The organism is Magnetospirillum sp. 15-1, from assembly GCF_900184795.1.
Classification (GTDB): Bacteria; Pseudomonadota; Alphaproteobacteria; order Rhodospirillales; family Magnetospirillaceae; genus Phaeospirillum.
In genome coordinates, this window is sequence record NZ_FXXN01000021.1 from 150,075 (window position 1) to 163,926 (window position 13,852).

A 13,852-nucleotide genomic window follows, 5' to 3' on the forward strand; every position below is an offset into this window, starting at 1 on the left:
ACCTACCGCCTTTCGCTGATCCGATTCGCGAACAATTCCCTGACCGGCGCCGGAATGCGGGCCGGTTTACCGGACAGGGTGATATAGCCCAGGCGCACCCCGATGCGCACCAATTCAGTTCCGTCCTCGGCACGGATAATCCGCTGGTCCAGCTCGATGCTCGCGCCGCCGATGGAAATCACCTCGGTTTCCACCGACAGAAGATCGTCCAGCTTGGCCGAACGACGGAAGTCGATGTTGGCCGAGCGCACCGCGAAGGCAGTCCCCTCGCCGTCCTCCAGCATGGTCCGCTGACTGATGCCCAGTTCGCGCACCATCTCGGTACGCGCCCGCTCGGCGAAATTCAGGTAGTTGGAGTGATACACGATGCCGCCGGCATCGGTGTCCTCGTAATAGACGCGGATGGGGAAGCGATGCGTCCCGCTCATTCCTCATCCCCCTCCATGCGGGTCAGCAGGTCCAGCTGCACCAGCAGGTCCTTGGGCGGGTTGAGCCCGATATGCTTGAAGCCCGAGGCCGACAGCATGCGGCCCCTAGGGGTGCGCTGGATCATGCCCTGCTGCAGCAGATAGGGCTCGACCACCTCTTCCAGGGTGTCGCGGCTTTCCGACAGGGCGGCGGCCAGGGTTTCCACCCCCACCGGCCCGCCGCCATAATTCTCGGCGATGCAGCGCAGATAGCGGCGATCCATGGCGTCCAGGCCGATACGATCCACCTCCAGGCGGTTCAGCGCCGCGTCGGCCACGGCCGCATCCACCGGCGAGCGCCCGGCCACGGTGGCGAAGTCGCGCACCCGGCGCAGCAGGCGCCCGGCGACGCGGGGCGTGCCGCGCGACCGCCTTGCCACCTCGGCGGCGCCGTCGGCGGTCAGGTCGAACCCCAGCACGCGGGCACCGCGCGACACGATGGATTCCAGTTCGGCCGGCTCGTAGAAATTCATGCGGCAGGGAATGCCGAACCGCTCGCGGAGCGGCGTGGTCAGCAGCCCCGAGCGGGTCGTCGCCCCCACCAGGGTGAAGTGGGGCAGATCGATGCGTACCGAGCGGGCCGCCGGCCCTTCGCCGATGATCAGATCCAACTGAAAGTCCTCCATCGCAGGATAGAGAACCTCCTCTATGGCAGGATTAAGGCGATGGATTTCGTCGATGAACAGGACGTCGCGCGGCTCGAGATTGGTCAGCAGCGCCGCCAGATCGCCGGCCCGCTGGATCACCGGACCCGAGGTGGCGCGAAAGCCGACGCCCAGCTCGCGGGCGACGATCTGCGCCAGGGTGGTCTTGCCCAGGCCGGGCGGGCCGTGGAACAGCACGTGGTCGAGCGCGTCGCCCCGCGCCCTGGCCGCGCTGATGAACACCTTGAGGTTCTCGCACACCTGCCGCTGCCCGACGAAATCGTCGAGCGACAACGGCCGCAGCGACGTCTCGGCATCGGCGGGGCTCTGTTCGGGCGAGACGACGCGAGGAGTCATGCCAGCAGCCCCTTGCCCAGACGCTTGAGCGCGGCGCGGATCAGGGCGGAGGAATCGGCCTCGTCACCCAGTTCGCGGGCGGTCTCGCCCACCGCCTGGAAGGCCTCGAGGCGCTTGTAGCCCAGATTGACCAGGGCGGAGACGGCATCCTCCATGCGGCCCGCGCCGGCGGGCAGCGGCGCGGCCGCCGACAGGGCGTCCTTGATCCCGCCGGGGGCGAAACCGCCCAGCGCGATCTTGCCGGCCTTGTCCTTCAGCTCGGTGAGGATGCGCACCGCCAGTTTAGGCCCGACGCCATTGGCCCGCGTCAGTCCGGCCTTGTCCCCCGCGGCGATGATCTGCAGCAACTGCTCCGGCCCGGCCACCGACAGGATGGCCAGCGCCACCTTGGCCCCCACTCCCTGCACGGTGGTCAGCAGGCGGAACCAGTCGCGCTCGCCGGCCTCCAGGAAGCCGAACAGCGAGATGGCGTCTTCGCGCACCTGGGTCTCGACGAACAGGCTGGCGGCGGTGCCGGTCTCCAGCCGCCCCAGGGTCTTGGTGGAGCAGGCCACCAGATAGCCGACGCCGTTGCAGTCGACCACCGCCCAGTCGTCCCCCTGGGAATCGATCAGGCCCTTCAGCTTGGCGATCATGATCCACACCTCCCGGCGATTGCCCCCTCCCCAGCCCTCCCCCAAACAAGTTGGGGGAGGGAGAGGAGAATGCGCCCCCTCCCCCGGCCATGCCGGGGGAGGGCCGGGGTGGGGGCATGGCGTGAAAGCGTCATCGCGCCACCGCCTGCGCCAGACGCTGCTGCGTCCCACGGTGATGGGCGTGGCAGATGGCCACCGCCAGGGCGTCGGCGGCATCGGGAGTAGCGGCCAGACAGCCGGGCAGCAGGGTCCTGATCATCATGCCCACCTGCTCCTTGGCGGCGCGGCCGGTGCCGACCACCGACTGCTTGACCAGAGTGGCCGCGTATTCGCCCACCTTGAGCCCGGCCTTGGCGGGAACCAGCAGCACCACGCCGCGGGCCTGGCCCAGCTTCAGGGTGCTGGCGGGATTCATGTTGACGAAGGTCTCCTCCACCGCCGCCTCGTCGGGGCCGTATTCGGCGATCACGGCGACGATGGCGTCATGGAGCTGGACCAGCCGCTCGGCCAGCGGGGCGTCGGTGGCGGGACGGATCACCCCGTCCGCCACATGGCGCAACCGGTTGTCCACGGCATCGACGATGCCCCAGCCGGTATTGCGCAGCCCCGGGTCCAACCCCAGGATTCTCATCAGCCGAGCTTTTCCATGATCTCGTCGGGAATCTCGAAATTGGCCTGGACGCGCTGGACGTCGTCGTTGTCCTCGAGGAGGTCCAGCAGCTTCAGCAGGGTCCGGGCGGTTTCCTCGTCGCTGACCGGAACGGTGGTCTGCGGCTTCCAGTCCAGGCGGGCGTATTCCGGCGTGCCGAACTTGGCTTCCATGGCGTCGCGCACCGTGCCGAGATCGTCGGGGGCGCAGGTGATCTCGTGGCCTTCCTCGTCGGATTCCACATTGTCGGCCCCGGCGTCCAGGGCACCCTCGAACATGGCCTCGGCCCCGCCGGCGGCGGCGGGAAAGCGGATGGCGCCGACCCGGTCGAACATGAACGACACCGAATTGGTCTCGCCGAGCGCGCCGCCGTTCTTGTTGAAGGCGGTACGCACCTCGGTGGCGGTGCGGTTGCGGTTGTCGGTCAGGCCCTCGACGATGATGGCCACCGAACCGGGACCATAGCCTTCGTAACGCACTTCCTCGTAATTGGTGCCGTCATCGCCACCGGCGCCGCGCTTGATGGCGCGCTCCATGGTGTCCTTGGGCATGTTGGCGGCCCGCGCCGCCATGATGGCGGCGCGCAGACGCGGGTTCATGGCCGGGTCGGGCATGCCGGTTTTCGCCGATACGGTCAATTCGCGGATCAGCTTGGTGAAGACCTTAGCCCGCTTGGCGTCCTGCGCGCCCTTGCGGTGCATGATGTTCTTGAATTGTGAATGCCCGGCCATATTCCGCCACCAATCCCGATGAGAATGAAGATCGACCGGTGCCTATACCACATGTTGTGGCAAAGCAACAGGGATGACGCCGCCCCCGGCCATCCATCAGGAATAGATACAATTCACCCGTGGACACATATCGCAGCGCGATATAAAAGTGCATTTCGGTACGTCTTTACGTATATGCGCCCTCGGGGGAGGGACGCGCCGTCACTCCGCCAGGGGGAGCCGCCATGTTCGCCGCCAGCCACCTTTCGCCGTCCTCCGACCGGACCCAATCCGACGACGCGGAGATGGACCGGCTGCGAAGCCAGTTCCGCCTGGGCGAGGTCGACGAGGTCCGGCTGCGCCGCCTCGCCGCCCCGCTGGCCGCCGCCTTGCCCGCCGCCGACCACGGGCTGGGCCGCCTGCTGGCCGGGGGGCTGGATGCCGAGGCCCTGCTGCGGGCCCGCGAGCACGGCGCCGCCCTGGCCGCCCAGGGCATCCGCGCCCGCGACGTGCTGGCCGAGCAGGCCGCCTCCATGGAAGCGGCCCTGCGGGCGGTGCTCACCGCCCATCGGATCGCGCCCCAGGCGGCCGACGATCTCGGCTCGGTGCTGCGCGCCGGCATGCTGCACCTGGACGCCACCCTGGAAGCCCAGACCGAAGCCGGGCTGGGCCGCCAGAACCGGGGCGACCTGCTGGACCTCACCGACATGCTCGAGCGCGAGATCGTCGGCGCCGTCGACGTGATCGGCGCCCAGGCCCAGCGCCTGTCCTCGGGGGCGGAACAGTTGGACGAGGTGGCCGAGCGCATGCGCTCCATGGCCGGCTCGGTCTCCAGCTCGGCCATCAACACCGCCGAGGACGTCCAGACGGTGGCCGGCGCCACCGAGGAGCTGGAGGTCTCGTCCCGCGAGATCGCCCATCAGGTGGTCCAAGCCACCGAACTGACCGGCGAGGCCACCACCAAGGCCGGCGACGCCTCGACCCGGGTGGGCGGGCTGGCGAGCATCAGCACAGACATCCGCTCGGCGCTGGATTTGATTTCACGTATCGCCGGCCAGACCCGCATGCTGGCGCTGAACGCCACCATCGAGGCCGCCCGCGCCGGCGACATGGGCAAGGGCTTCGCCGTGGTGGCCAGCGAGGTCAAGGGCCTCGCCCAGCAGACCGAGCACGCCACCGGCACCATCAGCGGCCAGGCCCAGGCCATCCGCCTGGCCACCGAGGGGGTCACCGGCATGGTGGACGCGGTCGGCGCCATCATCGGCTCCATCAACGTCATCGCCGGCCATGTGGCCGCCGCCACCGAGCAGCAGCGCGCCGCCACCGCCGAGATCACCCGCAGCGCCGCCCGCGCCGCCGAATGCACCCGCGAGGTGGCGAGCAACGCCAATCAGGTACTGGCCGAGGCCGGCACCACCACGGAAATCGCCACCAGGGTCAAGGACCTGTCCCAGGTGGTGGGGCGCGATATCCGCGACCTGCACCGCCGCATCTCGGTGATCCTGCGCTCCTCGGTGGTCGGCGACCGCCGCGACAACGACCGCTATCCCTGCGCACTGGGCTTCCAGGCCCAGATCGGCGGCAAATGGATCGACGGGCGTACCGCCGACCTGTCCCCCACCGGGGCGCTGCTGGCCATGACGGTGCCCGAGGACACCTCTCCCTTCGAACTGCGTATCGAGGGGATCGGCGCCTTGCGCACCCATGTGGTCACCCGCAGCGCGCTGGGCACCCATGCCGAGTTCGAATCCCTGGACGCGGCGGCGTCGCAAGCCATCGCCGCCGCCATCGCCGCCGAGCACCAGCGCGACGAAATCTTCATCCGGGCGGCGCGCGACACGGCGGCGCTGGTATCCAAGGCCTTCGAGGACGCGCTGGCCGCCCGCGTGCTGACCGAGGCCGACCTGTTCGACGTGGACTACCTGCCCATCGCCGGCAGCAACCCGCTGCAGCACTTGACCCGCTTCACCGAATTCGCCGAGCGCATCGTGCCGGCCCTGGTGGAACCGGCCCGGCAGGTGGACAAGCGCATCGTCTTCTGTCTGGCGGTCGACCGCAACGGCTACGCCCCGACCCACAATCCGGAATTCTCGCAGCCCCAGCGGCCCGACGATCCGGAATGGAACATCGCCCATTGCCGCAACCGCCGCATTTTCGACGATCCCGCCGGGCTGCTGGCGGCGCGCAACACCAAGGCCCACTTCATCCAGCTCTACAACCGCGACATGGGCGGCCAGAAGGTGCTGCTGAAGGAAGTGGACGCCCCCATCCGGGTCGGCAAGCGCCACTGGGGCGCCGTCCGTCTGGCGCTCCGGCAGTAGCCGCCATGGTCAGTGGCTGGCCCGCACCACCATCTCGGTGATGACGGCCGGGTCGGTCACGCCGGTGGACCGGGCGATCTCCGCCTTGCCGTGATAGGAGATCAGGGTGCTTTGGCTCTTGACGCCGAGGAAGGCCAGGGCATCCTTCTGGCTGTCGAAATCCACCGCGAACACCTTCAGCGCCGGATTGGAGGATTCCAGCCGGTCCACCGTCGGCTTCTGCGCCTTGCAGGTAGGGCACCACGGCGCCGTCACATGCACCAGGATGGGCGATCCGGCGGCCTGGGCGGCCTCGAACGCCGCCTTGTCCCACGTCTGGGCCGACTGAGCGGCGGGTGCGGCGAGGACCAGGGCGAACAGCAGGATCAGACGGGACAGCAGGCGGGGCATGACGAATCCTCCGGGAAAGACAACTCCCCCTGATATTCGCCCTCCGCCATGGAAAAGTTAGCCTTGCCCGAAAATTTAGAGCGTCGAGCGTTAAACCTGACGCACGGCGCGATCTGCGGCCATTGAGGCCGCGGCCAAGGGCGCGGAGGCGCCCGCCCGGCGAGGGGCATGCATAAGCCTAGCTAGCGCTTCAGGACGGGGCCTTGGGGGGCGCCGCGATCTTCTTGCGCATGGCGTCGAACAGCGCCTCGATATTGCCGCCTGCCGAGCGGATCACCGAGGTGAAGTCGGAGCGGATGGTGGTGAGCAACCCCGCTCCCTCGGCGATGACGTCGGAAACCACCTGGCGTCCGGCCGGATTGCGGACGATGACAAAGGCCAGTTCCACGTTTTCCTGCGGCGACAGCACCATGCGGGTCCTGACCAGCACGCCGTCGGCGCGTTCCTCGCTGCCCAGCACCTCCACCTGGGTCGAGCCCGAATTGTTGTCGATCATGTCGGCATAGGTGGAAACGAAAAAGGGAATCAGCAGCGAAGCGAAGGTATCCTTCTGCTCCTGCGTCGCCTTGCGCCAGTAGCGCCCCAGGATCAGTTCGGATTCATAGGTGATGTCGCCGTATTTCGAGACCAGGGCGATGACCTTCTCGCGGCTTTGCTCGCGGCTGAAGGGGCCGCCCGCGAAGGTCGCCGCCGATTCGGCGACGGCCTGCTTGACCAGGGCCTCGGCCTCGGGGCCGTCGGCGGCCCGCGCCGGCTGGACCACAAAAAGCAATCCGGCGACCAGCAGACCCAACAGACGCAGCATGATCATTCCTCTCGTTCATTCCCGGTCAAATGGCGACGGACCATAGAGGACGACCCCTGACGGCAAGCTTTCACCAGTCGGGCCAGCACTCGGCCAGGCGCCCGCCAAGACGCAACGGCGCGGCCCGGAGCGCCAGCCCGGTGCGGTCGTCGGTTTCCACCATCACGGCGCACAGCGTGCCCGGCCCCTCGGCGGGCGACAGGCGCTCGCCTGGGATCTTGCGCACGAACTTGAAGATGGCGGCTTCCTTCTTCATGCCGATCACCGAATCGTAATCGCCGCACATGCCGGCATCGGTCTGGTAGGCGGTGCCCCTGACCAGAATCTGGCAATCGGCGGTGGGCACGTGGGAATGGCTGCCCACCACCAGACTGGCCCGGCCGTCCGACAGATGGCCCAGCGCCATCTTCTCGCTGGAGGCCTCGGCGTGGACGTCCACGATGATGGCGTCGACGCCGCCGGCTCCCATCCGGGCCCGCGCCAGTTCCTTCTCCAGCGCGGCGAAGGGGTCATCCAGCGGGTCCATGAACAGGCGCCCCATCACCTGGACCACCATCACCTTGCGGCCGCGCGGCGCGCCATAGACGCCGATGCCGCGCCCCGGCGTGCCGGCGGGATAGTTGAGCGGCCGCAGCACGCGGGTCTCGCCGTCCAGATAGGGCATGATCTCGCGCTGGTCCCAGGTGTGGTTGCCCAGCGTCACCACGTCCACCCCGGCGGCGAAGAAGTCCTCGCAGATCTTTGGCGTGATGCCGAAGCCGTGGGCGGCGTTCTCGCCGTTGACGACGATGAAATCGGGGGAAAGGCGATCCCTGATCTCGGCCATGCGGCCGGTGATCACGTCGCGGCCGGAACGCCCGATGACGTCGCCCATATACAGAAGTCTCATTTGCCCGCCGTCACGATCACGCCCTGCTCCGTGGCTATGAGGTCCAATGGGATGTCCCAGGGATCGGTGGGAACGCTCTCCACCTCCTGGGCGGCGAAGGCCAGGCCGACGGCGACAACCTCGCCGTTCCGGCGCAGGCCCGCCAGAGTCCGGTCATAGTATCCGCCGCCGTAGCCCAGACGGAACCCCCTTCTGTCGAAAGCCAGCAGCGGAACCAGCAGCGCATTGGGAGTAACGGCCGGCGCGTCGGCGGGATGACGGGTGCCGTGGGGGCCGTCCTCCAGGGACTCGCCGGGTATCCAGCGGCGGAATTCCAGGATGCCGCCCGTCTCGGTCACCGCCGGCAGGGCCAGGGTATGGCCCCGCGCCGCCAGGGCCTCCATCAGCGGCACCGGGTCGATCTCGCCCTCCAGCGGCCAGTAGCCGGCCAGTACGGCACCGCCGGGCAGGCCCAGCCCGGCGGCCAGCCCGGCCAGCGCCCGGCCGGCGGCGGTCCCCAGGCGCGCCATGGCGTCCCGCCGTGTCCGGCGGGCGATGCGGCGCAGTTCGGTCTTGCTGAGAGGAGGGATGGACTCGGTCATGGCATAAGTGGAGCGGCGCCGCCTCGGCCGTTGGCCTGCAAGTCCTCCGTGGCCTGCTTACGCAGGTGGGTGGCCATATACCGGAACCAGGGCTCCGACAGGGACAGCCCCCGAGAGGAAGATATTGGCCCCAGGGACGTTGGCTGCCTGACGCACCGCGCAGCAGACCGCTCCACCCTTGAAGCTAGGCCCTTTCCAGCCGCATCGCAATGGCTTCGATGCGGCGGGTCAGGGAATCGATCAGCCCGGCCAGTTTGGTGTCGCCCTCGGCGGCGGCGCCGACCTCGGTGCCGATCTTGGAAAGTTCCTCCCGCGCCTCGGCCAGTTCATCGGCCAGCAGCAGGCCGACCATGACCAGCAGGCGGGTATCGCTGACCGACCCCACCGAGGACAGCAGATGCTGGGCGCGGGCATCCACCTCGCGGCCCAGGACATGGACGCGGGCCACCTGGGAATCGTCGCAGGCGATATCGTAGATCCGGCCATTGATGGTGACGTTGACGACTGCCACGGGCTATTCCTCCAGCAGGTCGCGCAGGCGGTCGATGGCGCCGTCGAGCCGGGTCGAGACCACGCGGGTGGTTTCCTCCAGCCGGGCGTAATCGTCGCGGGCGCCGCGCAGCTCGCCGGCCAGCAGCAGATCGCCGGCCCCCACCCTGGCCGAGGCGGATTCAAGACGGTCGATGGCGGCGCCCAGGCGGCGCATGGCCTCTTCGGTGCGTTGCAAGCTCTGCCCCTGACGCTGTTCCACGATCCAACCCCATGTTCCGCAATCGAAAGCGAAGGTATGGCCGAAGGGCAACGGAGTCAACAAAGGCCACAACGGCTCGGTTGATCCCCGCCGGAGGGCGGGCTACCCTTGGTCTTTCCCCGCTTTCCGCGAAGGATGAAATCCATGCGCTCCGCCCTGAAGGCCGCCCTGTTCGCCGCCGCGATCCTCGCCTCCCCGGCGGCCCTGGCCGAGCAGCCCCTGCCCCTCTCCAAGGGCCAGACCCTCTATGTCCCGGTCTATTCCCATATCTCGCACGGCAATCTGGATGGGCGGGGCAAGCCGTCCGAACTGCTGCTGTCCTCCATGCTCAGCCTGCGCAATACCGACCTCGCCCAGTCCATCACCATCACCTCGGCGCGCTATTACGACACCGACGGCAAGCTGCTGCGCGAGTATCTGCCCAAGCCGCTGGTTCTCCCCCCCATGGGCTCGTCCGAACTGTTCGTCGAGCACAAGGACAAGACCGGCGGCAGTGGCGCCAATTTCGTGGTGGAATGGAAATCCGACCGGGCGGTCAACATACCGGTCATCGAGACCGTCAACGCCTATTTCTTCGGTACCCAGTCGGTGGCCTTCACCAGCCCCGGCCGCCCCATCCAGCCCAATCCGTGACGCCGCTCACCGTCCATTCCCTGGAACAGGCCCGCGCCACGCTGGCGGCGGCCGATGTCGACCGACCGGTCAGGCTGCAAAGCCCGCCCGGTGCCGCAGGACAGCACGGCATCGGCTGGTGGCGGGCCCTGACCCGGGCTTTGGCGGCGGAATTTCCCGATCTGAAGATCGAAGCGGTGCTGGATTGCGGCGACGCCCCCGGCCTCGCCCTGGCGGCGCTCCGGGCCGGAATCCCTGTGGTCCGGGTGAGCGGCCTTCCCGACAATGTGCGGGACAGGCTGGCCGATATCGCCGGGCAGATGGGCGCGCGGCTGGTCGCCTGAACGTCAGATGTCGTACATCAGCACCGCTTCGGGGCGGCCGCGCCGGTTGATCATGTCGGACAGGGTGGTGTTGTCGAGAATGGCGGCGATGGCGTCGCGCACGTCCTGCATGACGGCGCGGATGGCACAGGCGGTCTCGTCCGCGCAATCCTCGCAGCGGCGATAGGCGGTACGGGACACGCAGGGCACCGGAGCCAGCGGCCCGTCCAGCAGACGGACGATATCGCCGACCATGATGCGCACCGCCGGCTTCGCCAGGGTATAGCCGCCACCCTTGCCCTTCTTGGAGGACAGCAGGCCGTCGTTCTTCATCTCGAGAAGAATGGCGTCGAGGAATTTCTTGGGAATACGCTCGGCTTCGGCGATATCGGCGATCAGAACCGGTCCCAGCCCCTCGTGCCGCGCCAGATACACCATGGCCTTCAGGCCGTACTTTGCCTTGCTCGACAGCATCACTACATCCAATCCATAGAGTTCAAGGGAAATGGATTGGCGCGGTCATGTCAATAAAATGCAGGGGCGGGCGTGTGCCGCGCCCGCCCCCGCCAGGTTGCGGCCTCAGGGAGACTGGAGGGCCGCGGTGAATTCAGGCAACACCTTGAAGAGGTCGGCGACCAGGCCGTAATCGGCGACCTGGAAGATGGGGGCCTCTTCGTCCTTGTTGATGGCGACGATGACCTTGGAATCCTTCATGCCGGCCAGGTGCTGGATGGCGCCCGAGATGCCGACGGCGATGTAGAGGTCGGGGGCGACGATCTTGCCGGTCTGGCCCACCTGGAAGTCGTTGGGCACGAAGCCGGCGTCGACGGCGGCGCGCGAAGCCCCCACTGCGGCGCCCAGCTTGTCGGCCACCGCTTCGAGCAGCGGGAAGTTATCGCCCGACTGCATGCCGCGCCCGCCCGAGATGATGATGCGGGCGCTGGTCAGCTCGGGACGCTCGGACTTGCTGAGCTGGCTGCCCACGTAGGACGACAGGGCCGGGTCGGCGGCGGCGGCGACGGCTTCCACCGAAGCGGAACCACCCTCGGCCTTGGCCGCCTCGAAGCCGGTGCCGCGTACGGTGATCACCTTGACCGCGTCCTTGGACTGCACGGTGGCGAGCGCATTGCCGGCATAGATCGGGCGGATGAAGGTGTCGGGGGACACCACGCCGGTGATCTCCGACACCTGGGCCACGTCGAGCAGCGCCGCGACGCGGGGCGCCACGTTCTTGCCCCCCGTGGTGGCGGGCGCCAGGATGTGGGAATAGGAACCGGCCAGGCTCACCACCAGGGCGGCCAGCGGCTCGGCGAGATGGTTGGCGTAAACGGCCGCGTCGGCCGACAGCACCTTGGCCACACCCGCCACCTTGGCGGCGGCCTCGGCCACGGCGGCGATGCCGCTTCCGGCGACCAGGACGTGCACATCGCCGCCGATCCTGGCGGCGGCGGTGACGGTGTTCAGCGTGGCGGCCTTGAGAGCGCCGCCCTCGTGCTCGGCCAGAACCAGAATGGTCATTCGTTCGTCCCTTTCCCGTCGTCATGCCCGGACTTGGTCCGGGTATCCACGGCCGTGCCGCGCCTCGATCCTGGGTGCTGCGGCACCGTCGTGGATGGCCGGGTCGAGCCCGGCCATGACGATGAAGTGTTAAATGACTTTGGCTTCGTTCTTCAGCTTGTCGACCAGGGCGGCCACGTCGGGCACCTTGATGCCGGCCTTGCGCTTGGGCGGCTCCTCGACCTTCAGCGTCACCAGGCGCGGCGCCACGTCGACGCCCAGATCGGCCGGCGAGACCGTGTCGATGGGCTTCTTCTTGGCCTTCATGATGTTGGGCAAGGACGCGTAGCGCGGCTCGTTGAGGCGCAGGTCGGTGGTCACCACCGCCGGCAGCCTGAGGCTCACCGTCTCCAGGCCGCCGTCCACCTCACGGGTCACCGTGATGGATTCGCCGACGATCTCCAGCTTGGAGGCGAAGGTGCCCTGGGGGCGGCCCAGCAGCGCCGCCAGCATCTGGCCGGTCTGGTTGCTGTCGTCGTCGATGGCCTGCTTGCCCAGGATGATCAGACCGGGCTGTTCCTTGTCCACCAGGGCCTTCAGGACCTTGGCGACGGCCAGCGGCTGCACCTCCTCGTCGCTCGCCACCAGGATGCCGCGGTCGGCGCCCATGGCCAGAGCGGTGCGCAGCGTCTCCGATGCCGCCGCCGGGCCCACCGACACCACCACCACCTCGGCGGCCTTGCCCGCTTCCTTGAGCCGAACCGCCTCCTCCACCGCGATCTCGTCGAACGGGTTCATGGAGAACTTCACGTTCTGCGTCTCGACGCCCGAACCGTCCGACTTCACCCGGATCTTCACGTTGTAGTCGATCACCCGCTTGATCGCGACCAGGACTTTCATTTGTCTTTCAATCCGTTAGTCGGCCGGGCCCGAAGGCCCGGCCGGTAGGTTCATGGTTTTTAGGAGAACGCCTGGATGCCGGTCATGGCCCGGCCCAGGATCAGGGCATGGACGTCGTGGGCACCTTCGTAGGTGTTCACGGTCTCCAGGTTCACCATGTGGCGAATGACGTGGAACTCTTCCGAGATGCCGTTGCCGCCGTGCATGTCACGCGCCATGCGGGCGATGTCCAGCGACTTGCCGCAATTGTTGCGCTTGATCAGCGACACGGCCTCGGGAGCCCAGGTGCCCTCGTCCATCATGCGGCCGACGCGCACGCAGGCCTGCAGGCCGAGCGTGATTTCGGTCATCATGTTGGCCAGCTTCAACTGGGGGATCTGGTTGGCGGCCAGCGGACGGCCGAACTGCTTGCGGTCCAGCATGTACTGGCGGGCCGCATGCCAGCAGAACTCGGCGGCGCCGATGACGCCCCAGGCGATGCCGTAGCGGGCCTTGTTCAGGCAGCCGAACGGGCCACCCAGGCCGGAAGCGTTGGGCATCAGCGCCTCGTCGGGGACGAAAGCCTCGTCGAGGACGATCTCGCCGGTGATGGAGGCACGCAGAGAGAGCTTGCCCTCGATCTTCGGAGTGGTGAAGCCCTTGATGCCCTTCTCGACGATGAAGCCCTTGATCTTGCCCTCATGGGCGTCGGACTTGGCCCAGACGATGGCGATGTCCGAGATGGGGGAATTGGTGATCCACATCTTGGAGCCGGTCAGCAGGTAGCCGCCGTCGACCTTCTTGGCACGGGTCCGCATGCCGCCCGGATCGGAACCGGCATCGGGCTCGGTCAGGCCGAAACAGCCGACGATCTCGCCGGTGGCCAGACGGGGCAGGTACTTCTTCTTCTGCTCTTCGGTGCCGTAGCTGAAGATGGGATGCATCACCAGCGACGACTGCACGCTCATGGCCGAGCGATAGCCGGAATCGACCCGCTCCACCTCGCGCGAGATCAGGCCGTAGGCCACGTGGTTGACGCCCGGCCCGCCGTATTCCTCGGGGATGGTGGGGCCAAGCAGGCCCATCTCGCCCATCTCGTTCATGATCTCGCGGTCGAAGGTCTCGTCGCGAAACGCCTTCATCACGCGGGGCTGGAGCTTCTCCTGGCAATAGGCATGCGCCGAGTCGCGGATCAGCTTCTCGTCTTCGCTGAGCTGGTCTTCCAGGAGAAAGGGGTCGTCCCACTTGAAATTCTGCACGGTGATGTCTCCCACGTGAATGAATGGCACTGGAGGCACCATGGCGCATCCGAGCCATCATGAGAAAAATATCTTTTCTATGG

General features: G+C 67.7%; 18 protein-coding genes and 1 other RNA gene. 3 read left to right on the forward strand and 16 right to left on the reverse strand.

Features of this window, described 5'->3' with window-relative positions:
* Positions 1-2: 2 nt before the first annotated feature.
* The 5 genes from ybgC to CP958_RS07700 form a co-directional block, all read right to left on the reverse strand.
* Entirely contained in the window at positions 3-428 is a 426-nt protein-coding gene (ybgC, locus tag CP958_RS07680; protein ID WP_096701390.1) for a tol-pal system-associated acyl-CoA thioesterase, read from the reverse strand.
* Positions 425-1,468, reverse strand: a complete 1,044-nt coding sequence (gene ruvB, locus CP958_RS07685) for a Holliday junction branch migration DNA helicase RuvB (protein WP_096701391.1) — start codon at positions 1,466-1,468, stop codon at positions 425-427. The genes ybgC and ruvB overlap by 4 nt, the downstream gene beginning before the upstream one ends.
* Positions 1,465-2,103: a Holliday junction branch migration protein RuvA gene (gene ruvA / locus CP958_RS07690; RefSeq protein WP_096701456.1), complete on the reverse strand. Its 639-nt coding sequence runs from the start codon at positions 2,101-2,103 to the stop codon at positions 1,465-1,467. The genes ruvB and ruvA overlap by 4 nt, the downstream gene beginning before the upstream one ends.
* Before the next feature lie 130 nt (positions 2,104-2,233).
* Positions 2,234-2,734: a crossover junction endodeoxyribonuclease RuvC gene (ruvC, locus tag CP958_RS07695; protein ID WP_096701392.1), complete on the reverse strand. Its 501-nt coding sequence runs from the start codon at positions 2,732-2,734 to the stop codon at positions 2,234-2,236.
* Positions 2,734-3,483, reverse strand: coding sequence for a YebC/PmpR family DNA-binding transcriptional regulator (locus tag CP958_RS07700; RefSeq protein ID WP_096701393.1), 750 nt, complete (start codon positions 3,481-3,483; stop codon positions 2,734-2,736). Before CP958_RS07700 ends, ruvC begins: the two co-directional genes overlap by 1 nt.
* A 224-nt stretch (positions 3,484-3,707) precedes the next feature.
* Between CP958_RS07700 and CP958_RS07705 the strand changes: the two genes are divergently transcribed.
* Positions 3,708-5,783 carry a methyl-accepting chemotaxis protein gene (locus tag CP958_RS07705; protein WP_096701394.1) on the forward strand — a complete coding sequence of 692 codons (2,076 nt, stop codon included), beginning with the start codon at positions 3,708-3,710 and terminating at the stop codon, positions 5,781-5,783.
* Between the two features lie 9 nt (positions 5,784-5,792).
* Here CP958_RS07705 and CP958_RS07710 read toward each other — a convergent pair whose 3' ends face one another.
* The 7 genes from CP958_RS07710 to CP958_RS07740 form a co-directional block, all read right to left on the reverse strand.
* Positions 5,793-6,173, reverse strand: a complete 381-nt coding sequence (locus CP958_RS07710) for a thioredoxin family protein (protein WP_096701395.1) — start codon at positions 6,171-6,173, stop codon at positions 5,793-5,795.
* A gap of 190 nt (positions 6,174-6,363) precedes the next feature.
* On the reverse strand, positions 6,364-6,978 hold the full coding sequence (locus tag CP958_RS07715) for an ABC transporter substrate-binding protein (protein WP_170958886.1): 615 nt from the start codon (positions 6,976-6,978) through the stop codon (positions 6,364-6,366).
* 70 nt (positions 6,979-7,048) lie between these two features.
* On the reverse strand, positions 7,049-7,867 hold the full coding sequence (locus CP958_RS07720) for a TIGR00282 family metallophosphoesterase (RefSeq protein ID WP_096701397.1): 819 nt from the start codon (positions 7,865-7,867) through the stop codon (positions 7,049-7,051).
* Positions 7,864-8,448, reverse strand: coding sequence for a 5-formyltetrahydrofolate cyclo-ligase (locus tag CP958_RS07725; RefSeq protein WP_096701398.1), 585 nt, complete (start codon positions 8,446-8,448; stop codon positions 7,864-7,866). Before CP958_RS07725 ends, CP958_RS07720 begins: the two co-directional genes overlap by 4 nt.
* A 12-nt stretch (positions 8,449-8,460) precedes the next feature.
* Positions 8,461-8,617, reverse strand: a non-coding RNA gene (ssrS, locus tag CP958_RS07730) — 6S RNA.
* 15 nt (positions 8,618-8,632) lie between these two features.
* Positions 8,633-8,959: a cell division protein ZapA gene (locus CP958_RS07735; RefSeq protein WP_096701399.1), complete on the reverse strand. Its 327-nt coding sequence runs from the start codon at positions 8,957-8,959 to the stop codon at positions 8,633-8,635.
* Positions 8,960-8,962: 3 nt separating this feature from the next.
* Entirely contained in the window at positions 8,963-9,175 is a 213-nt protein-coding gene (locus tag CP958_RS07740) for a hypothetical protein (protein WP_096701457.1), read from the reverse strand.
* A 168-nt stretch (positions 9,176-9,343) separates the two neighbouring features.
* Here CP958_RS07740 and CP958_RS07745 point away from each other — a divergent pair, with 168 nt between their 5' ends.
* Together CP958_RS07745 and CP958_RS07750 are read left to right on the forward strand one after the other, a co-directional pair.
* Positions 9,344-9,832, forward strand: a complete 489-nt coding sequence (locus CP958_RS07745; RefSeq protein WP_096701458.1) for a DUF3124 domain-containing protein — start codon at positions 9,344-9,346, stop codon at positions 9,830-9,832.
* Positions 9,829-10,155: a hypothetical protein gene (locus CP958_RS07750; RefSeq protein WP_096701400.1), complete on the forward strand. Its 327-nt coding sequence runs from the start codon at positions 9,829-9,831 to the stop codon at positions 10,153-10,155. Before CP958_RS07745 ends, CP958_RS07750 begins: the two co-directional genes overlap by 4 nt.
* Positions 10,156-10,158: 3 nt before the next feature.
* On the opposite strand, the gene CP958_RS07755 is transcribed toward CP958_RS07750, so the two are convergent.
* The 4 genes from CP958_RS07755 to CP958_RS07770 form a co-directional block, all read right to left on the reverse strand.
* Positions 10,159-10,608 carry an Rrf2 family transcriptional regulator gene (locus tag CP958_RS07755; RefSeq protein WP_096701401.1) on the reverse strand — a complete coding sequence of 150 codons (450 nt, stop codon included), beginning with the start codon at positions 10,606-10,608 and terminating at the stop codon, positions 10,159-10,161.
* A gap of 105 nt (positions 10,609-10,713) precedes the next feature.
* On the reverse strand, positions 10,714-11,652 hold the full coding sequence (locus tag CP958_RS07760) for an FAD-binding protein (RefSeq protein WP_096701402.1): 939 nt from the start codon (positions 11,650-11,652) through the stop codon (positions 10,714-10,716).
* Positions 11,653-11,781: 129 nt separating this feature from the next.
* Positions 11,782-12,531 (reverse strand): electron transfer flavoprotein subunit beta/FixA family protein, encoded by a 750-nt coding sequence (locus CP958_RS07765; RefSeq protein WP_096701403.1) that lies wholly within the window; start codon positions 12,529-12,531, stop codon positions 11,782-11,784.
* A gap of 59 nt (positions 12,532-12,590) precedes the next feature.
* Complete coding sequence (locus CP958_RS07770; protein ID WP_096701459.1) at positions 12,591-13,769, reverse strand: acyl-CoA dehydrogenase; 1,179 nt, start codon at positions 13,767-13,769, stop codon at positions 12,591-12,593.
* Positions 13,770-13,852: the final 83 nt, after the last annotated feature.